The sequence below is a fragment of the Rhodospirillaceae bacterium genome, from assembly GCA_016712715.1.
Taxonomy (GTDB): Bacteria; Pseudomonadota; Alphaproteobacteria; order Dongiales; family Dongiaceae; genus Dongia.
This window is the reverse complement of sequence record JADJQM010000002.1, coordinates 341,994-365,007: the sequence shown is the minus strand read 5'-3', so window position 1 is coordinate 365,007 and position 23,014 is coordinate 341,994. Positions and strand designations below refer to the sequence as shown.

17 protein-coding genes and 1 pseudogene are annotated in these 23,014 nt (G+C 64.9%); 5 read left to right on the top strand and 13 right to left on the bottom strand.

Annotated elements, in window-relative coordinates; genetic code table 11:
* Window positions 1-7: 7 nt before the first annotated feature.
* From IPK59_12485 to IPK59_12455, 7 genes are read right to left on the bottom strand one after another with little or no spacing between them, the layout of a single operon-like run.
* Window positions 8-1,942 carry an ABC transporter substrate-binding protein gene (locus IPK59_12485; GenBank protein MBK8159537.1) on the bottom strand — a complete coding sequence of 645 codons (1,935 nt, stop codon included), beginning with the start codon at window positions 1,940-1,942 and terminating at the stop codon, window positions 8-10.
* The gene (locus IPK59_12480) at window positions 1,939-3,843 is read right to left on the bottom strand and encodes an ABC transporter ATP-binding protein (protein ID MBK8159536.1); all 1,905 of its coding nucleotides are present in this window, start codon (window positions 3,841-3,843) and stop codon (window positions 1,939-1,941) included. Before IPK59_12480 ends, IPK59_12485 begins: the two co-directional genes overlap by 4 nt.
* Window positions 3,840-4,331 (bottom strand): hypothetical protein, encoded by a 492-nt coding sequence (locus tag IPK59_12475; protein ID MBK8159535.1) that lies wholly within the window; start codon window positions 4,329-4,331, stop codon window positions 3,840-3,842. Before IPK59_12475 ends, IPK59_12480 begins: the two co-directional genes overlap by 4 nt.
* Before the next feature lie 39 nt (window positions 4,332-4,370).
* On the bottom strand, window positions 4,371-5,192 hold the full coding sequence (locus tag IPK59_12470) for a polysaccharide deacetylase family protein (GenBank protein ID MBK8159534.1): 822 nt from the start codon (window positions 5,190-5,192) through the stop codon (window positions 4,371-4,373).
* The gene (locus IPK59_12465) at window positions 5,185-6,348 is read right to left on the bottom strand and encodes a glycosyl transferase (protein ID MBK8159533.1); all 1,164 of its coding nucleotides are present in this window, start codon (window positions 6,346-6,348) and stop codon (window positions 5,185-5,187) included. The genes IPK59_12470 and IPK59_12465 overlap by 8 nt, the downstream gene beginning before the upstream one ends.
* Window positions 6,348-6,938, bottom strand: coding sequence for a histidine phosphatase family protein (locus IPK59_12460; GenBank protein ID MBK8159532.1), 591 nt, complete (start codon window positions 6,936-6,938; stop codon window positions 6,348-6,350). Before IPK59_12460 ends, IPK59_12465 begins: the two co-directional genes overlap by 1 nt.
* The gene (locus IPK59_12455) at window positions 6,935-8,080 is read right to left on the bottom strand and encodes a glycosyltransferase (protein ID MBK8159531.1); all 1,146 of its coding nucleotides are present in this window, start codon (window positions 8,078-8,080) and stop codon (window positions 6,935-6,937) included. Before IPK59_12455 ends, IPK59_12460 begins: the two co-directional genes overlap by 4 nt.
* Before the next feature lie 288 nt (window positions 8,081-8,368).
* Between IPK59_12455 and IPK59_12450 the strand changes: the two genes are divergently transcribed.
* Window positions 8,369-10,156, top strand: a complete 1,788-nt coding sequence (locus tag IPK59_12450; protein MBK8159530.1) for a PQQ-like beta-propeller repeat protein — start codon at window positions 8,369-8,371, stop codon at window positions 10,154-10,156.
* Between the two features lie 110 nt (window positions 10,157-10,266).
* Here the strand turns inward: IPK59_12450 and IPK59_12445 are convergent, their stop codons facing one another.
* Complete coding sequence (locus tag IPK59_12445) at window positions 10,267-10,737, bottom strand: AAA family ATPase (GenBank protein MBK8159529.1); 471 nt, start codon at window positions 10,735-10,737, stop codon at window positions 10,267-10,269.
* 11 nt (window positions 10,738-10,748) lie between these two features.
* Here IPK59_12445 and IPK59_12440 point away from each other — a divergent pair, with 11 nt between their 5' ends.
* On the top strand, window positions 10,749-11,081 hold the full coding sequence (locus tag IPK59_12440) for a hypothetical protein (GenBank protein ID MBK8159528.1): 333 nt from the start codon (window positions 10,749-10,751) through the stop codon (window positions 11,079-11,081).
* Between the two features lie 2 nt (window positions 11,082-11,083).
* Here the strand turns inward: IPK59_12440 and IPK59_12435 are convergent.
* Both IPK59_12435 and IPK59_12430 read right to left on the bottom strand, forming a co-directional pair.
* Window positions 11,084-12,297, bottom strand: a pseudogene (locus IPK59_12435) (glycosyltransferase family 4 protein).
* A gap of 8 nt (window positions 12,298-12,305) precedes the next feature.
* Window positions 12,306-13,523, bottom strand: coding sequence for a hypothetical protein (locus IPK59_12430; GenBank protein MBK8159527.1), 1,218 nt, complete (start codon window positions 13,521-13,523; stop codon window positions 12,306-12,308).
* Between the two features lie 240 nt (window positions 13,524-13,763).
* On the opposite strand from IPK59_12430, the gene IPK59_12425 reads away from it, so the two are divergent.
* The 3 genes from IPK59_12425 to IPK59_12415 are packed head-to-tail and all read left to right on the top strand — an operon-like array spanning window position 13,764 to window position 19,092.
* Entirely contained in the window at window positions 13,764-16,478 is a 2,715-nt protein-coding gene (locus tag IPK59_12425; protein MBK8159526.1) for an ATP-binding cassette domain-containing protein, read from the top strand.
* A 33-nt stretch (window positions 16,479-16,511) separates the two neighbouring features.
* Entirely contained in the window at window positions 16,512-16,964 is a 453-nt protein-coding gene (locus IPK59_12420; GenBank protein MBK8159525.1) for a cyclic nucleotide-binding domain-containing protein, read from the top strand.
* Between the two features lie 10 nt (window positions 16,965-16,974).
* Entirely contained in the window at window positions 16,975-19,092 is a 2,118-nt protein-coding gene (locus IPK59_12415; protein MBK8159524.1) for a tetratricopeptide repeat protein, read from the top strand.
* A 9-nt stretch (window positions 19,093-19,101) separates the two neighbouring features.
* On the opposite strand, the gene IPK59_12410 is transcribed toward IPK59_12415, so the two are convergent.
* The 3 genes from IPK59_12410 to IPK59_12400 form a co-directional block, all read right to left on the bottom strand.
* Entirely contained in the window at window positions 19,102-20,367 is a 1,266-nt protein-coding gene (locus tag IPK59_12410) for a hypothetical protein (GenBank protein ID MBK8159523.1), read from the bottom strand.
* Between the two features lie 121 nt (window positions 20,368-20,488).
* Window positions 20,489-21,811 (bottom strand): hypothetical protein, encoded by a 1,323-nt coding sequence (locus tag IPK59_12405; protein MBK8159522.1) that lies wholly within the window; start codon window positions 21,809-21,811, stop codon window positions 20,489-20,491.
* A 34-nt stretch (window positions 21,812-21,845) separates the two neighbouring features.
* A complete protein-coding gene (locus IPK59_12400) occupies window positions 21,846-22,892 on the bottom strand; it encodes a histone deacetylase family protein (protein ID MBK8159521.1) in 1,047 nt (348 codons plus the stop codon).
* Window positions 22,893-23,014: the final 122 nt, after the last annotated feature.

Genomic DNA, 23,014 nt, shown 5'->3' with positions numbered 1-23,014 from the left:
CTGGTTCCTATTGCAGCCGGCTTTCGACCGGGCTGAGTTCCTTGGGCTTGTCCTGCCAGAAGGTGTCTGGCTTGTAGAGGCCGAAATGCGCGCCCGGTTCCCACGACCAGATGCCCTTCTCGGGGATGTTGTGCATGCCGCTGGCCACCACGACCGGCTGCGGGATGTTGGCCACCGTGCCGATGCTGTAGACCTGCTCTGACCAGAGCTGCAGGATATCGCCCCAGATCGCGGCGCGCGTGTCGGTATCGGTCGCTTCGCGCCAGGCCTTGAAATGATCGGCCAGCTTCTGCGCTTCGGGCAGGTCGATCTCGGTCCCGTTCTTGCCGGCGGTTTCGAGATACTGGCCCCATTTCGGCCACATCAGCTGCTGCTGCGTGAAGGGGGCGAATTCCTGCGGGCTCATATCGGCGGTGGGCAGGCTATTATCGACACCGAAGAACACCGACATGATGCTGTCGCCGGCAAAGATGCGGTCGCGGAACACTTCGCGCTGCGAAGGCTTCACGAACATGTCGATGCCGATCTCGCGCCAGGTGTCCTTGATGAGTTCGAGGATGTCGGATTCCTCGGTCGATTCGCCGGCCGTGTCGACGATAATGGTCATGCGCCGGCCGTCCGGCAGCAGGCGAAAATCCTCGTCGTCCCGCGCGGTGAGGCCCATCTCGTCGAGCAGGCGGTTGGCGGTCGAGGTGTCATAGCTGGACCAGGCCGTCTGGTAATGCGGCTTGTAGAGCGGCGACAAGGCCTGGACCGTGTTGGCGCCTTCCTTGCCGAGGCCGTAATAGATCGCCTGGTTGATCTCGTGCCGGTCGATGGCGAGCGAGAGCGCGCGGCGGAAGCGGACATCGCGGTTGATGGCGCGCCAGGCCTCGTCATTGGCGTTGAGATTGGGATAGAGCGCGAAGTTGGAGCCGCGGCTGTCATCCCACAGATTGAGCTTGAAGCGGCCGCTCTTCTCCGACTGCTTCAGGAAGGTGTAGTTGTCGAAGCGGATATAGCGCGCCTGGAGGTCGGTCTCGCCGGCCCCGGCTTTGGCCGGGATAAGCTTGCCCTCGGTGATGTCGAACACGACCTGGTCGAGATAGGGGAGCTGCTGCCCCTTGAGATCGACGCGGTAGTAATAGGGATTACGCACGAAGACCAGCCGGTCGGCCGGCGGTTTGATCCGGAGCACCCAGGGATCGAGGGTGGGGAGCTTCGGATTGTCGTTGCGGTACTGATTGCCGCGCCGGTTGAGGAGGGCACCCCAGCTCGGCTGCCCGCTATCCTTGACGGCTGCTTCGAGCTCCGCGGCGTCGGCATATTTGGCGTGGAACTTTTTGAGGTATTTCGAGGGCGCATAGATGTAGAGCGGGCCGGCCGCGGCCAGAGCCGGCAGGAATTCGGTGTTGGGCTTCGACCAGCTGTAGCGGATCGTCGTCTCGTCGATGATCTCGACCTTCGGCGCCTCGCCCTCGACCAGCAGGGTCTTCGGCGGGCCGGCCGGCATCAGTTCTTCATTGTTGGCGACATCCTCCCACCAGAAGCGGAAATCCTCGGTGGTGAAATCCTTGCCGTTGGACCATTTATGGCCCTTGCGCAAATGGAAGGTGAAGATGCGCCCCTCGACCACGTCGTAGCTTTCGAGAAGGTCGGCCACCAGCTTGTAGTCGCGGTCATAGCCGACTAGCCGCGCATAGGAATAGGCGACCAGGATGCGGCTGTCCTTGGGGCTCGCCATCAGCATGCGCAGCTCGCCGCCCTGGCTGCCGGGCTCGTTCATGGCAGCGATGGCGGGATTCTCCGGCAGGCGCTCGGCGATCGGTGGCAATTCGCCCGCGGCTTCGTCGGCGGCAAAGAAGGGCGGGCTGATATAGCCGCCCGCTTCCGCAGCACCCGCTTGTGGTACGAGAGCGAACACAAAAGCAGCGAGCGCTGCCGTCAGCGTCATCCTGTTCATGCTGCGATGCTCCGGATCGAAAGCCCGGCGCGGACCCAATGGCCGTTGCCGATATCGACCAGCGTCGGCTGGTTGTCGGCATCGATGGTGAAGGGGGCGGCCCAGGCTGATGGCAAAGAGGTCTTGTCTTCCATCACCTTGTTGAAATCGAGCGGATTGTCGAGCGACGGGTTGGGCACCGCCGCCAGCAACGCCTTGGTATAGGGATGGACCGGGTTGCGGAACAATTCCTTGGTCGGCGCCAGTTCGACCACACGGCCGGCGCACATCACCATGATGCGGTCGGCGACATAATCGACCACGGCCAGATTGTGCGAGATGAAGATATAGGTGAGGCCCAGCTTGTCCTTGAGGTCGCGCAGCAGATTGAGGATCTGCGCCTGGATCGAGACATCGAGCGCCGAGACCGGCTCGTCGCAGATGATGAGATCGGGCCGCAGTGCCAGTGCCCGCGCAATGCCGATGCGCTGCCGCTGGCCGCCGGAGAAGCTGTGCGGGTAGCGCCGCAGGTGCCGGATATCAAGCCCCACCAGCGCCATCAGCTCCTTCACCATCTCCTTGCGCGTTTCGGGCGTCCCTACATTGTGGATCACCAGCGGCTCGCTGATGATGTCGTAGACGGTCATGCGCGGGTTCAGCGATCCGAACGGATCCTGGAACACGAACTGCACGCGCTTGCGGTATTCCGCGAGGTCGTTGCCGCCCATGCTGCGCACGTCGATCTGGCGGCCGCGGTCGTTGTAGCGGATCTCGCCGGTATCGGGCGAGATCGCCTTCATGATGATCTTGGAGAGGGTCGTCTTGCCGCAGCCGGATTCGCCGACCAGCCCCAGGCACTCGCCGCGCTGCACCTCGAAGCTGACATCGGACACCGCCATCACGGATTTCTGCGCCTTCATCGACCACAGGCCGCTCTTGCGGATGGTGAAGCCCTTCGAGACATTGTTGACGCTGAGCAGCGGCCCGGCTTCATCGGCGCCCTGCGGCCAGGCCTGCTTTTCGGCAAACAGCGGTCCGGCCTCGCTCTTGATCTCGCGGATCGGCACCAGGCGTTCCTCGCGGCTCATGCCGAAGCGCGGCACGGCATGGAGGAGGGCCTTGAGATAGGGATGTTCCGGCGCCCGGAAGATATCCTCGACCGCGCCCGCTTCCATCACCTCGCCCTGATACATGACCACGACTTCGTCGGCCACGTTGGCGACGACGCCCAGATCATGGGTGATCATCAGCATGGCCATGCCGAGCTCGGTCTGGAGGTCGGCCATCAGCTTCAGGATCTGCGCCTGGATGGTGACGTCGAGCGCGGTGGTCGGTTCGTCGGCGATGAGCAAAGCCGGTTTGCAGACCAGCGCCATGGCGATCATCGCCCGCTGCCGCAACCCGCCGGAAAGCTCGAACGGATAGATCTTGAGCGCGCGTTCCGGGTCCGGGAAGCCCACCGCGCGCAGCATGTCGGTGACGCGGTTGCGCCCCTCGGCCTCGGACAGTTTGGAATGGAGGTGCAGCGCCTCGCAGATCTGGTCGCCGATCGTGTGGACCGGGGAGAGCGAGGTCATCGGCTCCTGGAAGATGATCGAAATGGCGCCGCCGCGGATCGAGCGCATGGCCGGGCCGTCGCGGTCGAGCTTGGCGATGTCGATGATGCCGCCCTGGGTGCCCCAATCGCCGCCATGGCCGGCACGCCGGTCGAACAGGATCTCGCCCGAGCGGATGGTCGCCGATTTCGGCAGCAGGCCCATGATGGCCTGGGCGCAGACCGATTTGCCGGAACCGGATTCGCCCACCAGGGCCACGGTCTTGCCGGCCGGGACCCGGAACGAGACGCCGCGCAGCGCCTGGATCGAGCCGCCTTCGAGGGCGAAATCGACGGCGAGGTTGCGGACCGTGAGAAGGTCGGTCATGCCGGCACCTCGATGCCCAGCGAGAGGAGATTATGGGCGGTATAGGCGTCGACCAGCACGCCGTTTTCCTTGGCCATGAGGGCGGCCTTGGTCACCAGGCTCTGGAAATGCGGCAGGTCGGAATCGACGGTGATGCTGCCCTGCCCCGATTTCAGCTTCAACGTCATCCAGCCCCCCTTGTTTCGCCCCAGCACCGACCTTACCGCGTAGAACCGCAAACTCAACCCTTTGAGGTCGTTCCAGGCGATGAATCGGCGCATCCAGGGGCCCGACGCGATGCCATCTTCGCTGACTGTGATGCGCGTCACATGCCGGTTCGCGGCATTGGCGGTGACGATCAGGAAGAAGACCGTGAGGGCGATGAAGAACCAGAACAGGCCGGAGCCGGTTTCCGTGGTGGACAGGATCTGGGCGGAAACGGCGAGGCCCAGCACCCCCAGCAGATAATCCTTGACCAGAACCGACAGCGGATACCGAAACTCAAGCATGCAAACCCAATCCCCGAAACCTGACACTGAAACCTGACGTCAACCGCGCCCTGGCGATGGCCCGTCTTCGGGCCAGAGCAGGGAGGGTAGCACAAACAGATGTGCAGCCCCCCGCTTGGCGAGCCAATCTTGCAGGTTCTCGAGAAATCGCCAAGTGGCGGTATCATGAACAAGGTGATGGGTGAGAATGCCGGTCGGCAGATCGGGCTCGGCCACCTTGAGGCGGCGGGCCGCGAGATGCCCCACCAGCCGCCCGAGCGCCGCCCCTTCGCCGACAAAGCCCCGGCTGCCGCGCCAATCGATCACATCGACCTCGGTATTGACCTCGATGAGGGGCGCCAGAGGGGCGCCAGGGCGCCAGGGCGGTTCGCCGAACCGGCTGATGCCGCGATAGCCCAATCCGGCAAGATGGGGCAGCAGATCATCGGCAATCCGGTTCCAGGGCGGCGTCAGGACGGGTATAAATTGTGCTCCGAGCATGTTCTGCAACCGGGACATGCCCGATTCCAGCCCGCTCAGCCGCGCGGCGAGGTCCCGGCTGGCCGGAAACTCGCTGTTCTTGGCCCCGGGGAGCGCGTGACTCTGATGGGTGACGCCGTGCTGCAGCACGACAGCGGCCGGCCAGGTGCCGAGAAAATCGGCCAGGCTCTGCTGCAAGGGACGATCGGGTGCGGCCGGGATGACCGCCAGCGCCAGCGGCACCCTTGCCACCTTGCGCAAATCGGCAAGGGCCGGGGTCGCCGCCACCGCATCGTCGTCGCGCCACCACAAGGTGGGCGTGCGGCCGGCGGCAGTCCACAGGTCGATCTCGCGGGCAAGGTCGCTCCAATCCGCGGCGGCCACAGGCAGGCGCTCAGACATGCGCCCGCGCCGCCCGCGCCCCCAGCAGGATCTTCGCCGATTGCCGCGCCCCGTCGAGATTGAGCTCGATCTCCAGCGCCCCCTGCCGCGCCCGGCGCGACAGGGTCGCCGCCAGCAAGGCGGGATCGAGATTTTCCGCATCGAGCACATCAAGGGCCCCGCGTTCGGCCAGCAAGGTCGCGCGCAGGCCTTGCTCGCTCTCCTGGCCCTCGGCGAAGGGCACGATCACCGAAGGTGTGCGCAGCGCCAGGATCTCCATCACCGTGTTGTAGCCGCCCTGGCTCAGCGAGACATGGCAATTGGCCAGCAGGCTGGTGAAATCTGCCCGGAAGCGTTCGACCACGATGCCGGGATCGATCGCCGCCGCCTGGGTGAGCAGCGCGAAATCGGCCTCCGGCAGGTTGCGCCCGGCGATGAACCGCCAGGGCCGGTCCTTGAGGCTGGAGAGACGCCGCGCCACCAGGGCCGCTGCGAAGAGCGGCCCGCCCACGGCACCACCGCCGGCCGAGACCAGCACCTCGCCGCCAGCCCGATCACCTGAGGCAAGGTCGGGCGGCAGGTCCTCGACCACATACCCGGTGTAGTGCAGCCGGTCGGCGATCGATTGCGCGCGCGGAAAGGTGCGCTCGAACGGCACCAGCCGCGCATCGCCATGCACCAGCACCAAATCGAAATAGCGCCGCACCAGATCGGCTGCCTCCAGCACGCGGTCGTCGCGCCCCTTGTCGACCAGGATGTCGCGCACCGAGCTCACCACCAGGAGCTTTGCGTTCTGCGCCCAATAGAGCAGCGGCAACAGCTCGAAGCGGAACTGCCGCCGGCCGAACGGATACATCTCGATGAGCAGCACGTCCGGGCGGTAGGCCGCCATCTCCTTCAGCAGCAATTCGCGCCGCTTGTCCTTCCAATCGCTGTCGATGACCCGGCCCTGTTCGTCGAGCAGCGCCGAAAAGGCCGAATCGGCGGCAAGGCAGGGCGGCAATTGCAGGATGCGCGCGGTGCCGAAATCGACATCCGCCACCGGCACGCCGCCGGAAAGGACCAGCACCTCGGCCCCTTCCCGCACCAGGGCGCGCGCCAGCGCCGCCGCCCGCCGCAGATGCCCGATGCCCAGCAGATGCTGCACGTAAAGGGCGATGCGCGCGGGCTTTGTCATCACCCACCCAGCGCGATGTTCAATTCCACCACGTCCGGCAAGCCGTCGCCGTTCACGCGAAAAAGATGCGCGCGGCCGTCCTTCAGCTTCACCGGCGGCTTCTCCGTCATCTGCCAGCCGGTGGCCAGCGCATAGAGTGCCCGCTGCACCGCCTTGTGGCTGACCAGCACCGTGTCGCGACCACCTTCAGCGATGCGCCGTAGCAGGGGCCGAAGGCGGTCCTGCACCTCGCGCGGGCTTTCGCCGTTCGGCGCGCGGAAATCGAGGCCCAGCGCTTCGCGAATCTCGGCATCCGACCCCGGCGCATCGCGCAGCCCGGCCAGGGACTGCCCCTCCCAATCGCCGAAGCTCATCTCGCGGAGATCCGGCTCGATCTCAGGCACCGTGTTCGGGAACAGGATGGCCGCCGTCTCCCGCGCACGCACCAGCGGGCTCACCAGCAGGCGCCATTCTTGCCAGGCCGCCGGCACCGCCCAGCTCGCGGCGACGATGCGCCCCTCGGGTCCGAGGCCGATATCGGTCCGCCCCTGCAGGCGTTTCTCGACATTCCACTGCGTCGGCGCGTGGCGGATGATGGCGCAATGGATCATGATGCGTGCTGGACCTTGTCCAACGCTTTCTTCAGGGTCGCCGCCGCCGCACCGATGTCGTGGGATTGCAGGGCATGGGCGCGGGCTGCCATGCGCACCGGCACCAGGTCGCGCTCCAGCGCAAAATCCACATCCGCTGCGAAGGCCGCGGTGTCGCCGGGCGGCGACAGCCAGCCGGTCTCGCCATCGGCGATGATGGCCGGCACGCCGCCGGACGCGCCGGCGATGACCGGCGTGCCGCAGGCCTGCGCCTCGAGGAGCGCCATGCCGAAGGCCTCGTTGATCGCCGGCCAGACGAAGAGATCGGCGCTGGCATAGATCTCGGGCAGTTCCGGTGCCGGCTTCAGCCCCAGCCAGGCGACGCGCTTCCGGATCGGCTCAAACGCATGTTCGACCGCGTCCCGCGCCGGCCCGTCGCCGACGATGAGCAGTTGATAGGCCCGCGTCACATGGCGCAGCGCCTCGGCCAGCGCCTGGTAGGAGGCGAGCTTGTCGCCCTTGCGCATCATCGCCACGGCGAGCAGCCACGGCATGTCGGGATCGAGCTGGTAATGCTGCGAGAGCTTCAACCGGCCCAAGGCCCGGTCGGGTCCCCGCGCGTCATGATGGCCGATGAAGGCCGCGATATCGAGAAAGGGCGGCAGGTCGATGAGGCGTTTCGCCTTCACGATGCCGGAAAGACATTCCTTGTCGGCGGGATTGAGGCAGAAAATCGTCGCCGCCTGTTTGATGGCCGCTTCGGCCGCCGCATGGGAGAAGGCAAAAGGGCCGGTGGCGCGCTTGGGCGCATGGCTGGCCTCGGCGACCAGATAGGGAATATCGAGGGCTGCCGCCACGCGCGGCCCGATCCAGTCGACCGCCTTGTAATAGAGATGATAGGTGAACCAGGCCTTGGGGCGCTTGGCCGCCGGCAGCTTCTTGTATTTGGCGATGAGCTTGTCGGCGGTCGCATGACCTTTGGCCGCCATGCGCCGTTGTTCCGCCTCGCTGTCGCCCGAAAGCCGCGCCCGGAACCGGCTCGCCACCACGGGTTCGGCCCCAGCCCGCTTCAGCGCCAGCAGCAACAGCCGCGCCACCGTCCGGTCGCCGGAGGGATCGGGATGGTCGGGTGCTTTCAGGGGAGCGTAGAAGGCGATTTTCATGGGCCGGATGGTGCCGGGCGAACAGCGGCGGGTAAAGATAAAAGTGGCGGCGGAACCCCGCCGACGTCAATCCCCCGCCGAGGTGCCCGTGAATTGCCCAGGGTCGGCATGCATGATCTGCAGCATAGCGGCCGCCCGATCCGAGGGTCCGACGCGTGAGAGGACCCCGCGCGAGATGACTCTGTGTCAACCGTCACACATACCCAGGTTTTTCACGGCAATGTGTTGGGACGCGGCACGTAAACATTGTATGATGATGTTGGGGGCGTTGCGCATCTGGAGGCCTCTATGCTTTTCCGATCTGTGCGACCGCGGCCGATCCGATTTCAAGACACCATCGCTGCAGCCTTGCTTGCCCCCGTCCTGTTAGCGGCCGCCCTCAACATGCCCGCCACCGCCCGGGAACGACCCCATGCCGATGGCCCCAACAGCGGCTTTGCCGATGTCGAGACGGCGCCGGCGGCGCGGCCCGCCAATGTCAGCGGCATCGGCACCTTCGCACCGGGCGCCGGTGCCGTCACCGCCGCCGACGGCACACTTTATCTCGGCAACCAACAGGGCCAGGTGATGGCCTTCCAGCCCGACGGCACGCGCCTATGGTCGCGCAACATCACTGCCGGCCACGCCATCCTCGCCTCGCCTGTGGTCGATTCCGAAGGTGCCATCTACGTCATCGGCACCCGCACCGTGCGCAACGATCTGGTGGACCCGCCCTTGGTGCGCCACAACGCGACCTTGTTCAAGTTCACTGCGGCGGGCGACCTCGCCTGGCAGACGCCGTTTCCGACACACCCGACCAGCCTCGGCCCCACCACCAGCGCGCCGCCCAATATCTGGCGCGCCAATGGTGCCGAAGTGATCATGGTGCCGGTCTATCATCCCGACCCTTACGGTTATGACGTGCGCCTGCTCGCCATCGGCCGGAACGGCGCAGTGCTCGACGACACCTTCGTCTTCGAGGAGGTCAACCGTGTGAGCGGCGGCAGCGGCATCTCGCCCTGGTGCTATATCCCGCCCGTGGGCTTGAGCTGCTGGCTGGCGCCGGACTTCAACCCCAGCGGCGATGATTATGTCGCGGACCCGGCAACGCGCCTGCCCGCCGATGTGCGGGTGCCGCATCCGGGGGTGGCCGTGTTCAATTTCCCTGGCGCCGGCACGCCCTTCATCCTGATGTCGAACCAGTTCCACGATCTCATCGGCTTCACCTTCACCAGTAGCCGTTTCAACGAGATCTTCCGCGTAAGAAATGGCGGCCGCCTGCTGCTCTCGCCGCCGATGGTGACGGCCGACGGCCACACCGCGATCGTCACCTCGAACAACGAGAAGTCGGATGCCAAGCTGCTCTTCGCCGGGCCGAACATGAATGCAAGAACGGCGCTGCGGGTGCCGGCCTCGGTGGCGGTGCCGACGCGCCTTCCCGACGGCCGCATCGTCATTGTCGGCAATCACCTCCAGATGGCGGTCATCGGTGGCGGCAGCGGCAGCGGCGCGGCCGTGACGCGAAACGTGACGCTGCCGGGAGAGTCGATCGTCCCGGCCGCGGCCTCGCGCAACCATCTCTTCGTCTCGACCGCGGGTTCCTTCCTCACCTACGACGCGGGCAGCCTGGAAAAGCAGGCCGAGATCTTCTGGATGGGCGGTGGCACCTTCACGCCGGTCATCGGCCCCTTTGGCCATGTCTATGCCATGGCATCCAACATCCTCTTCGTCTTCCCGCCACCGACCGGGCGCAGCGCCGCACCGGACCTGGCCGATCCCGGCGCGCCGATCCTGGCACCCGAACCGGGCGCCCCGACGCTCTCGCCCAAGCCGACCCCGACCCAGAATGCGGCGCAGAAATTCGACCCGCCGCTCACAACGGCCGGCAATCGGCTCTTCGCCTGTACGGAACTGGATGGGGACGATTGCGGCAAATCCGATGCCCGCGGCATCGCCACCGCCTTCTGCCAGGCCCAAGGCTTCGCCGCGGCCGGCAATTACGCCACCGAACAGCGCAAGGGCAAGGCCGAGACCATGGACGGCCGCTTCTGCGCCCGGAACAAATGCAAGGTGTTCGACCGCATTACCTGCGAGTGACGCCTAGCGGGATACGCCGAGATCCGCCCGAAATCGCCGCTACAGATCCTCGATCCACGCGTCCATGGCGAAGTGGCTGCGGAGGCGGGTGAACGTGGTCTGGCACCGCGTCAGTCTACCGCCAGCGCCTCAGTCACCATTTTATCCGGATCGGCAAAGAACTGGGCCATCATTTCGAAATGCGGAGTTGCCCGATAGTTGACCTCCGCAATGCCCCCTTGCGTAAGGTGGAGCAATGTCGCTCCCGGCAAGGCCATCAGCAAAGGGGCGTGTGTGGCAAGAACGATTTGCACCTTGCCCGACTGCCCCCAGGCATGGATCAGTCGCATCAACTGCAATTGCCGGGATGGCGATAGGGCGCTCTCCGGTTCGTCCAACAGATAAAGCGCCTGTCGACTGCCTTTCAGGCGATTTTCGAACAGCGCCAGGAAGGACTCGCCATGGCTCTGCTGATGAAGATGCCGCGCACCATATAGGCCGCGCACCTCCGCCCACTCGACCGCCATTTCCTCGACATAGGTCGTAAGGTTGATCTCGGAATCCGCCCGAAAAAGAAACCATGCGTCACCTTGGGCAGCCACGCTGCGCGGAGATGCTGCGCCAGTTGCGACCGTTCCGCATCCGGTGCGTTGTAATTGTGATCCCGGCTGCCGCCGCCCGCATGAAAACCGGCAAGTTCGGCGAGGGCTTCCAGCAGGGTCGACTTGCCGGTCGCATTTTCGCCGACCAGGATGGTGACCGCGTTCGTGAAACGCAGTTCGAAAGCGGCCTCCCGGAATATCGGCAGATTGAACGGATAGATGTCCTTGGGCCGGTTCTCATCCCGCCATCTGATCGACCGCAGGAATGGCGCTGTCAGGACTTGGGGTCGGGCCGCCATTTTATTCCTCCTCTGTCCCACGGAAGAATAATCGTAATAATTTAATTTTACACCAAGGCTTTTTTGAACCGCCGTTCCAGGTCCTCGATCCCGGCATCCATGGCGAAATGGCTGCGCAGGCGGATGAAGCCGGCCTCGGCCAGGATCTGCCGTTTTGAGGGGTCATCGATGAGCGCGCCGATTGCCGCCGCCAACGCGCCCGCATTCTCCGGCGGCACCAGCAAGCCGGTCTCGCCGTCGCGGATGAGTTCGGGAATGCCGGAGATATCGGTGGCGATACAGCACAAGCGCTGGCTCTGCGCTTCCATCAGCACATTGGGCAAGCCGTCGCGGTCGCCATCGGCGGCGATCTGGGCTGCCAGCACGAAGAGGTCGGACTGGCGATAGGCAGCAAGTACGCGCTCCTGCGGCAGGGCACCCAGCCAGGTGATGCGGTCATTGATGCCAAGGGAGGTGGCCTGTGCCTTCAACTCCGCATCCAGCGGCCCGCCGCCGATATGGGTGAGGCGCCAGGACTTTTCCTTCAACAGCGCGAGGGCCGCGAGCAGGATCGGATAGCCCTTCTTTTCCACCAGCCGCCCCACCGACAGGATCTCGACCGGCGCGCCAACGAGCGGCACAGGTGCTGGCGGTTCCGGAAAGCGCGTGAAATCCAGCCCGTGATAGACCAGCGCCACTTTCCTGGGTCCGGGCACAGAGCCTGGAGATGCGCATGCCCGCTGGCCGTGCAGGTCACCAGCCAATCGAGGCTCTTGAGCTTCTCGCGCTTGTCCCAGTCAGGCGAGGTCCAGATATCCTTGGCATGGGCTGAGCAGCTCCAGGGCGTCCCGCTGATGAGATGGGCGTAATAGGCGACCGAGGCCGGCGTGTGCAGGAAATGCGCATGCAGCCGCACGACATCATCGGGCATTTCCGAGAGCAGCACGCAGGCCTGGCCGAAGCGCCGCCCGCGATTGGGGGTGGGATCGCGTATCAAATCCTTCAGCCATTGCCAGAGCGCGCGGCCGAAGCCGGGCTTTCCCACACAGCGCGCCAGCGCGCGCAGCACGCGGCGCGGTTCCTGATAGAGATATTCCGGCAGATAGGTGACCTTCGCCTTGATCTCGTCATGGACGGGATGGCGGTATTTGTCGGTGGGAAAGCGCAGGCTCCAGATCTCGATGGGAATCCCGCGCTGCTCCAGCGCCAGGATCTCCTGGGCGATGAAAGTCTCGGAAAGGCGCGGATAGCCCTTGAGAAGAAAGACGATGCGGCCGGTCACGTCTTTTGTCAGCGCTTGCGCTGGGCAAGCCGCAGGGATGCCGGCCGGCGGCCGCGTTCCAGCGCCTGTTGCGCCAGGCGGTTGACGTTGTTGAGCCCGTCAAGCAGGCCCGGCACGACGACGTCCGAGGGCAGCGCCTGCTGCGGCAGATGCCGGAGCGCGGTCGCCATCTTCTTCCAGTCGCGCACGCCGTCATCTTCCAGCATGGCAGCCAGGCCCATTTCCTCGGCCTTGGCGGCGCGGATGAACTGTTCCATGCGCGGCCGGGTCCGGGGCACGATCAGCGCCTTCTTGTCGAAGGAAACGATCTCGCAGAAGGTGTTGTAGCCGCCCATGGCGACGACGCCGATGGCGCGCGACATGACATGTTCCATCTGCGCATCGAAGGTGATCGCCTCGACCTTGTCGAGCTTGGCCGCGCGCAGCAGGAATTCCGCCTGGCGGTCGGAATGCATGAAGGGCCCCAGCACCAGGAGTGCCGGATGCGGCAGCCGCGGATCGTTCTCATAGGCGCGCAGGACCCAATCGACCACATCCTCGCCATCGCCGCCGCCGCCGGTGGTGACCAGGATATAGGGGGCATCCAGCTTCTGCAGCGGCACCGGCAGGCCCGGCCCCTGCGGCAGGGAACGGTGCAGGTAGCCGGTATAGATCATCTTGCGCTGCACGGATTTGGGAAGGTCGATCCCCTCCAGGGGATTGCAGATCTGCGGCAGGCCGTAGATCCAGATCGCGTCGTAGAGGTCCCGGAGCGCCGGCATCACCTTCTTGCGCCGCCATTCCGGCACCAAAGCGGCCGGTTCGTCCATGATGTCGCGCAGGCCCAGCACCAGATGGGTGCCCCGTTCCTTCAGCATCTCCAGCGTCTCGGTCACCTCGCCGCGCAGGCCCAAAGGCTCCTTGTCGACGATGAAGATGTCGGGATCGAAGATTTCCGCCGTGTGGCGGATGATCGAGGCCCGGAGCGCCAGCGTCTCCTCCGTGTCGATCAGCAGCGAGAGCGAGGTGTAATCACCCGAGCGCAGCTTGATGACGCCCGGAATGCGGACAAAATCCACCCGCGCCCGGAAGTTGAAGCTGCCGATGATGGGCGAGCCGGTCAGGATGATGACCGACATGTCCTTGTTCTGCTCGACCAGCCAATGGGCGATCGTCTGGCAACGGCGCAGATGGCCCAGCCCGAACGTATCATGCGAGTATATAAGGACGCGGGCGCCCCTGGTCATGGCGTCTTCCATTTCCACGCGTCCCGATCCCCCCGAACGTCGCGAACTTCAGATAAATGATCTTGGCCCAGCGGCCAACCAAGGCAGTATGACACAGGAGAAATGCTGCCAGGAAGGCAAAGTTTGGTGAACCTTAACCAAACTTGATCAGCGCCAAGACATTGACAGACCGTGATAATTCGTTTCCATTGCGCGTGGATCGAGACCAAATGCGACAAGTTGCGGGGGACGGCCGGGGTCATGGAGCCTAGGTTATTCAAATATATCTGGCGCCATTCCTGGCGCGACCAGATGGTCATCCTGGTGATCGTGGCCTCCAGCCTCGGCATCTATTTCGTCTCGCTCGACCTTCCCAAGCGCATCGTCAACGACGCCATCCAGGGCGGCGCCTTCCAGGGCAGCGACACCGCCGCCTTCATGAATCTCACCCTGCCGCTGCCCGATTTCCTGGGCGGTCCCATCCTGCTGTGCGAAGGCTTCAGCCTCGACAAGGTCGCCTATCTTTTTGCCCTCTGTTTCTCCTATCTGTTCTTCGTCGTGCTCAACGGCTGGATGAAGCAGAAGGTCAATACCGAGAAGGGGCGTCTCGGCGAACGCATGCTGCGGCGCCTGCGCTTCGAGCTGTTCGACCGCGTCCTCCAATTCCCGCTGCTGCATTTCCGGAAAGTGAAGCAGGCCGAGATCGCCACCATGATCAAGGACGAGGTCGAGCCCCTGGGCGGCTTCATCGGCGATGCCTTCATCACGCCGGCCTATCTCGGCGGCGTCGCCTCCACAGCGCTTTTCTTCATCTTCATGCAGAACGCCTATATGGGGATCGTCACCATCTCCATGCTGCTCATCCAGATCATCATCATCCCGAAACTGCGGGTGAAAGTGCTGATGCTGGGCAAGCAGCGCCAGATCACGGCGCGCCAGCTCTCCGGGCGCATCGCCGAGACGGTCGACGGCGCCATCGAGATCCACGCCAACGACACCTCGAACTACGAACGCGCCGACATCATCGAGCGGCTGGGGCGCATCTTCCAGATCCGCTTCGAGCTCTATCAGCGCAAGTTCCTGGTGAAATACATCAACAACATGCTGGCGCAGACGACGCCCTTTCTCTACTTCCTGATCGGCGGCTATTTCGCGCTCCAGGGACAGTTCGACGTCGGCACGCTGCTCGCCGTGATCAGCGCCTACAAGGATCTCCCCTCGCCGATCAAGGAGCTCATTGACTGGGACCAGCAGCGCCAGGACGTGCAGATCAAATACGACCAGGTGATCGAGCAGTTCACCCCGGCCGGCATGCTCGACCCCAAGGTGCAGGCGATCGACGCCGAGAATGTCATCGACCCCGCACCCCTGGTGCTGGAGCGGGTGAGCTATATCGATGAAAGCGGCGCAGCGCTGCTCGAAGGCGTTTCGCTGGAGATCCAGCCCGGCGAACATGTGGCGCTGGTCGGCCCCAACAACAGCGGCAAGGAGGCCCTCGCGGCGCTGATCGGCCGGGTGCTCCGCCCGGGCAGCGGCAATCTCCGCTATGGCGGCCGCGATCTCGGCGAATTGCCGGAATCGATCACCGGCCGGCGCTTCGCCTATCTCGGCGACGAGACCTATCTGCTGCCGATCTCGCTCGAGGACAATCTCCTCTACAGCCTCAAGCATCGCCCGGTGCGCGCCGCCCTCTATGAAGGGTCGCATCTCGCTGCCTTCGAGCGCCGCCTCTATGAAACGCGCCGCGCCGGCTCGCCCGAACTCGACATCCATGCCGACTGGCTCGACTATGAAGGGGCCGGCGTGCCTGACCGCGCCAGCCTGGAAGCGCGCCTCATGAAGCTTCTCGGCATCGTCGAGTTCGAGGACGATGTCTATCAGTTCGGCCTGCGCGGCCTGGTGGATCCCAAGGACAATAACGGCCTTGCCAACCAGTTCCTGCACGCCAGGACCGCGGTCCATGAACGCCTCGCCGAACCGCAATTGGCCCCGCTGGTCGAACCGTTCGATCCGGCGCGCTACAACCGCAACATGACGGTGGCCGAGAATGTGCTGTTCGGCACGGCGCTCGGCCTCGATTTCGCCCCCGAAGCTCTCTCCGGCAACGGGCATCTGGCCGGTGTGCTGGCGGCTGCCGGCGTCACGGACGACCTCATCGCGCTTGGCCAGCAGATCGCGGTCACCATGGTCGAACTCTTTGCCGACCTGCCGGCCGGGCACCCGTTCTTCGAACAGTTCAGCTTCATCTCGGCCGAGGATCTGCCGCGGTTCCAGCAATTGATCGGCCGCGTGCAGCGGAGCGGCCTCGATGCCGCCCCGGCCGAGGACAAGCGCCGGCTGGTGGCCCTGACCTTCCCCTATATCGAGGCGCGCCACCGCCTGGGGCTGATCGACGACGCGCTCGAATCGAAGCTGCTCAAGGCCCGCAGCCTGTTCCGCGAAAAGCTGCCCAAGGACCAGGCGGGGTCGATCGAATTCTATGATCCGGAACGCTACAACACGGCGGCGACCGTCCAGGACAACATCCTGTTCGGGCGTCTGGTTTACGGCCAGGCCCAGGCCGCGCAGAAGGTCGGTGCCGTCCTTTCCGAGGTGATCGACGGGCTGGCCCTGCGGCCCCGGGTGATCGCGGTCGGCCTCGGCTTCAATGTGGGGGCAGCCGGGCGGAAACTGTCGGTCGCCCAGCGCCAGAAGGCCGGCCTCATCCGCGCCTTGCTGAAACGGCCGCAGCTTGTCATTCTCAACAACACGATCTCGGCCTTCGACGAGGCCAGCCAGCGGCGGCTCATCGGGCGGATCCGCGACGATATCCGGGAGGCGGCCCTGGTCTTCGTCACCCACACGGCGGCCCTCGCCCGCGATTTCGACCGGATCGTGGTGCTGCAGAACGGCCGCGTCGCCGAGACGGGCAAGCCCGCGGAGCTCGACCGGCCGGGGGCAAGATACCAGGCGCTGCTCGGTACCGCGGAAGCTTAGGGCCAGCATGATTTTTCGATCGGGATGGATGTGATGAGTATTCAGGAAGATGTCGAGGCGCTGAAGCGCATTCCCCTGTTCGCCAAGGTCGAACCGGCCAAGCTGAAGCTCATGGCCTTCGCCAGCGAGCGGGCGCAGTACCAACCGGGCGACCAGGTGTTCCATCAGGGCGACACCGCCGACGCCGCCTATATCATCCTGGGCGGTGCCGCCGACATCCTGGTGGATACGCCGGGCGGTCCGCTCAAGGTGGCCGATGCCGGCCCCGGCGCCTTCGTGGGCGAAATCGGCATCCTCATGGATGTGCCGCGCACCGCCACCGTCCGCGCCACCGAACCGATGACGGTCCTCAAGATCACCAAGGAACTGTTCTTCCGCATGGTGACCGACTTCCCCTCGATCGGCATCGAGGTGATGCGCGTGCTGGCGCAGCGCATCGAACATATGAACGTCCAACTGCGCGAAGCCGTGGCGGCGCGCAAATAGAGGAAATTTCGTGAACCAGCGTGCTGCTCATCCGCTCCTTGCCTGCCTGCTCCTGCTGCTTGTCCCCCTGTTCGCCACGGCCCACGCCCCGGCCACAAGCGCCGAGGCGATCGACGACCGAATCCCGGCCCCGCGCGATGCGGGGACGGCGATGGGTGCGGTCGGCATGGTGCTGCGCCTCGATGCCGCGGGCACGGCGATCGGCACCGGCTTCCTGGTTTCGCCCTGCCATGTGCTGACCGCGGCCCATGTCGTGGCCGAGGCCGACGGCATCAACGCCGAGCAGGTGATGCTGTTCTTCGCCGGCAGCGGCGAGCTCGGTCCGGAATATAAGCAAGCCCAATCCTTCGGCGCGCTCAGCCCGGCGCGGCCCTTGGTCTGGGGCGAATCCCGTGATTTCGACAGCGGCTCCACCGCCGACCGGCGCGAGGCGTGGTTGAAGGCCGGCTGGGACGATTGGGCACTGCTGAAGCTCGACCGGTGCCTGGGCGAGGATGGCTTCGACTATCTGAAGCTGCTGCCCCAGAGCACCACCGACTTCACGCGGCAGGGCGGCACCGCCGCCGCCATCTCGGCGGGGCTACCCGCCGATCACGACAATGACAATCTCACCGTCGATCCCGCCTGCAACCTGCTGGGCCAGATCGACAGCACCGGCTGGCAGCATGACTGCACCACCATGCCGGGGAATTCCGGTGGCCCGATCCTCGCCGCAAAACCCCTGCCCGGCGAAGACTGGCCGCGGGTGCTCGCCATCTCGGTCATCGGCAAGAACGAGCATTGGGACGAATTGAAGCCGCAGATCGTCGACACCAAATCGCCCGAATACCTGCAGCTGCTGCCGACCGCGGTCCCGGTCTCGGCCTTCCTGCCGCAGATCGCGCCCTATCTGCCCAAGGATCCCCGAATCGACGCTTATCTCGCCGCCCACAAGCAGCCCGACCGCGGCTATGACATCAAGGCGCCAAAGCCCGCCATCGACGATCTGACCGCGGCCCTTGCCAAGCAGCCGCGCAATCCCATGCTGCTGACGCGGCGCGGCTTCTGGCTGGAAACGGCCGAGGATCCGGCGGCGGCCCTGGTCGATTATTCGGCGGCCCTCCGCGCCGCCCCCGATTTCGCCCCCGCCCTCTATGCCCGCGCGGTGCTGCGCGGCTATCGCGACGACAAGCTGCAGGGCGACAAACGCGCGGCCATGGCCGATCTCGACCTGCTCATCAAGCGCTTCCCGGATCTGCCGCGCCTGCGCATTACCCGCGGCTCGCTGCTGTTCGGCGATTACGATTATCGCCAGGCCCTGGTTGATTTCGACGCCGCCCTCACCCATGACCCGCGCAACATCTCGGCGAGGCTCACCCGCGCCAATGCGCGCGTCGAGCTCGGCGATTTCGACGGTGCCGGCGAGGATTACGACGCGGTCATCGCAGCACGGCCCGACGCCGCCTATCTGCGCGTCCAGCGGTCCTATTACCTGATGCGGGTGGGCGAGATCGAGAAGGCCTTCGCCGATCTCGACGAGGCGTTGAAGATCGAACCGGACATGCCCTCGGCCATCAGCGCCCGGGCCAATGTCCATCTCGACGTGGGCGATATCGACGCGGCGCTCGCCGATACGGAACTGGCCGTCAAGCTCGACCCGGAATCAGGCGGTTACATCGCCTTGCGCGGCACCGTGAAGCACATCAAGGGCGACCTGGCCGGCGCCATCGCCGATTACCGCGACGCAGCAAGGCTCGATCCCACCGAGCCTTTTGACCCGCTGCTGCTGTTCGTGGCGCTGGGCCAGGCCGGCAAGATCGACGAGGGCAAGGCGGAATTGCGCAAATTGCTGAAGCGCTGGCCGACCACCGAATGGCCGGCGCCGCTTGCCAGCTACCTCATCGGCGAGAGCTCGGAAGCCGAGTTGAAGGCCGCCGCCGGTACCGGCACCGAGGTCCTCCGCAAGTATCAGGATTTCGACTGGCATTTTTATCTGGGTGCCGCGGCGATGATCCAGGGCGACAAAAAGAAGGCGCGCGCCTATTTCGACCATGTGGTCGACACCGACATGCGCCAGTTCCTGGAATACAATCTCGCCCGCATCTTCCTCGAAAATCTCGGCGGCCGCGCCTATCTGAAGACGAACTGAACCGCGCCCTTACGCCCGTGCGCGGCGCTTTTCCTGCCAGGCCGGATACATGCGCCTGAGATGAAATGCCATGAGGGCCGGCAGCCTGGTCTCGCCCAGGGGTGCGCGGCGGGCGCGCTGCACGAGGTCGACCGAGGTCCGGCCATTGCCTTCGATGAGGCAGGGCCCGTCCGGCAGCACGGCGATGTCCCAGCCGATGACGATGCGGTCGCCGATCTTTTCATGCGCCTCCCTGGCCATCGCCTTCACCGCGTCCCAATGCGGCACGCGCCAGCCGCTGATCTGCGCGCCGGTGACGGGATGCTGGTGATGCCAGATCGAGTCGCCCTTCAGCCCCATGTTGGAAGCTGGGCCAAGCGCGCCGGTTGCAAGATCGACATTGGCGCCGATGCCGCCGGCATGGAAATTGTCGACCACCTTGCCGGGCACGACGGCAAGCCGCATGGCCGAGGTGATGACCTCGCCCTTCATGTTCTCATCGAGGCAGGTCATGACGCGCACGGTCGACAGCACGCCGTTCGCCAAGCCCTCATAGGCCGGATGATTGACGAGGAGCGGCTGCAGGATCATGTCGCCCTTGCCCGCGGCCGAACGCGCGCTGTAATGGGCGAGCAGCGCCTCTTCGCTGAAGCTGCGGCCATCCTGCGCCACGTATTGGGTACCGTTCCAATCCCAGCGTTCGGCGCCCTTGCCGCCCTTGCCGTTGAACAGCTTGGCAAAGAGGTTCTGCCGCGGCAGGCCGCCCGGTGCCAGGAACGCCACGGCGCCGTCCTTGAAGCGCGCCAGGATCGGCGCGTGGCGGATGCCGGCGCGGGCACATTCCTCGGCGAAGATCACCTTGTCGCGGAAGATGTAGCCGCGCTTGCCATCCCATTTCAGGATCGAGAACACGCCGGCCTTGGTCTCGTTGCGCACCAGATATTCGTGATAGCGATGCTGCATCTCCGGTCGATAGAGCTCGAACAGATAATAATGCTGCGGCAACATCTGCGCGGTGACGGCGATCTTCACCTGGGCCAGCACCTGGCGCCACAGGGGGATGCCATAATTCTGCGCGACCCACGGACCGCAGCGCGGCGCATGGATGAAGGCGGCCTTGTAGAAGGCGATGAGCGGCCAGACCAGCCCGGCGAGGATCCGCTTGGCCGCCTGGGGCCAGGGCAGCAGCCAATAGACCGCCCGCATATGATAGCGCCGCACCTCACCCAAAGGGGAGTTGCGCAGCTTTGCTGGCCGGAAACCGGGCAAAGGGGGCGGAAAGACGCGGACGCGCATGAGAAACCTTACAGAAGTCTGACAGCGCTAGAACATATGCCCGCTTTTGCCCGAAAATGAAAGACCCTGAATGCGTTAGGGAATAGGTGGGCGGTCCTGAAGGGGTAATCGACCGCCCCCCTCACCCCTTCGGCGTCAGCCGGAACCAGCTCACATCGCCGGGCGTGAACAGATCGCGCGCCTGGCGGTACCAGAGCGGCGGGGCATGGTCCCCGACGATCAGGATCTCGGTGGGTGGCATGGCGGGGTCGGCCCAGGCGCGGGCGATGCCCTGCAGCAGTTCGACCCAGCCATCGGCCATGATGCACACTTCCCGCTCCGGCACGCGCGCATCATGATGCGCGCAATCCAGATGATGATAGCCCTGGTCGACAATCACCGGCACATGGGTGTTGAAGGTGAGGAGATAGCTGAACTGCGGCTGGGTCGCCGCCTTGAATTTCGCCGCGATGTCGGTGACCAGCTTGGGATCGCAGATGCCGACGAAGACGTCGCCGCACAGTTTCTCGCCCGGCACCAGCAGATCCTCGCCGAACACGCGCTCGGTGAAGCCGACATTCGGCCACCATTGGTCGCGGTCGAACATCTTGCCGGTGAAACCGTGATAGGCCTTGGTCGCGTACCAGGCCTTGGTCATGCGGAACGGCAGGCAGTCCGGCCGCTTTTCCTTGAGGTAACCAAGATAGCTGTCGCGCGTCCCGCAGAATTCGCGCATCTCGGCGGCCGTGGTGCCGCCGATGAAGCTGTTCACGCCCGAGGTCACGACATATTTTTCCGTGACGCCTTCGGCGCGGATCGCTTCTTCCAGCAGGCCCTGGATCTTCGGATCGGCAAAGCGCCCCATGGCCTCGACGATCACCACCAGCATGTGGCGGCCGTTGGGTTGTTCGACCAGCTTGATATAGCCTGATTTCCCCATCGCCGATTCGAACGGGATGTCGCGGCCGAGGCTCAGCCAGAAATTGGAATGGCGCGGCGTGTTGACGACCACGTCGGTCGGTACCGCCACCAGCCCGAGGAGCAGGAGCGGCAGCCGGTTGGCATGGCGGAGATGGCCGCCATGGCGCCACAGCAGGAAGATGAGCAGGCCGAAGAGACCGCTTACGCCGAGCGCCAGCGCCACATAGAGTTTCGAACTCAGGATATCGCGCTGGCCGATGAACTGGAGCGCAAACAAGGTCTCGGAAGGTGCCAGGCCGAAGATCTGCGTCGCGCAATAGACCACGTCGCAGCCAAGCGCCAGCAGGAAGATCAGGATCACCCCGCGCACCGGCAGGAAGCGGAGGCTGATCGCCGCCAGCAGATAAAGCACGATCGGGAAGGTGCGCGGCGGCACGAAGATGCCGAGCTGGTAGAGCACGAGGAAGGCAAGGTTCGGCAGGATGAGGCCGATGATCACCAGGATCACCGCCGGCCGCTGCAACCAGTTTTTCACCTGCGTCATGCCATCCTCATTTGCGCCCTCAGGATATGTACCCTCAGGTCCGCTGCTCGAAGCCCATCAGCACATTCACCGTGTTGACGCCGAGTGCTTCCACCGCATAGCCGCCTTCCATCACAAAGAGGGTCGGCAGATCGGCCCAGGCGATGCGGTCGCCCAGGCGCTGATAATCGTCATGCACCAGCTTGAAGCGCGAGATGGGATCATGCTCGAACGTGTCGAGACCCAGCGACACCACCAGCGCCTCGGCGCCATACTGCCGGATGCGCTTCAGGGCGATCTCGAGCGCTTCCGCATAGGCGCGCCAATCGGTGCCCCAGGGCAGCGGCAGGTTCATGTGATAGCCCTCGCCGGCACCCACACCCATCTCGTCGGCATAGCCGAGGAAATAGGGAAATTCCTGCCTGGGATCGGCATGCAAAGAGATGGTGAGCACATCGTCGCGCTCATAGAACATCTGCTGCGTGCCGTTGCCATGGTGATAATCGACATCGAGGATGGCGACGCGCTTGGCGCCCTGGTCGCGGAAGGCTTGTGCGGCAATGCCGGCATTGTTGAGGAAGCAATAGCCGCCATAAAAATCGCTGCCGGCATGATGTCCCGGCGGCCGGCACAGGGCGAAGGCCGACCGTTCGCCGGTCGCCACCAGCTTCTGCGCGGTGAGCGCCACATTGGCCGAGGCCTTCACCGCGGCCCAGGTGCCGGACATGATCGGCGTCCCGGCATCGATCGCGTAATGGCCGAGCTTGCCGTCGATACAGTCCGAGATGCGGCGGCCGAGCGCCCCGCGCGAGAGGCCCGGCACCGGCCAGACATGGGGCAGCGCGTCGAAGGTGCGCCCCGTGGCCGCCCATTCGTCCCATGCCACCGCCAGGAAATCCACGAGGCCCTTGTCATGGACCTTGAGGATCGGGTCGAGGCCGAAATCGCTTGGACTCAGCACCTCGCCCAGCTTCGTGCTGCGCACGCGCTCGATCACGATCTCGGCGCGGCTGGGACTCTCATGGGCTTTCATGAACTGCCCTTCCAGCAGCTCATGCTTGCCGTCCTGCAGGCGATGATCCTCGCTGAACACCGTCCTCATTGCGTCACCTGGCAGTTCGTCATTGTCTCGCCCAAGTTTACTTCTGCTGCGGCGCTACTGTCGCGCAACATGATGAAATTTCCGTTAGCTTTCCCGGCCCCGTCCACAAGGGAAGGAGCCGG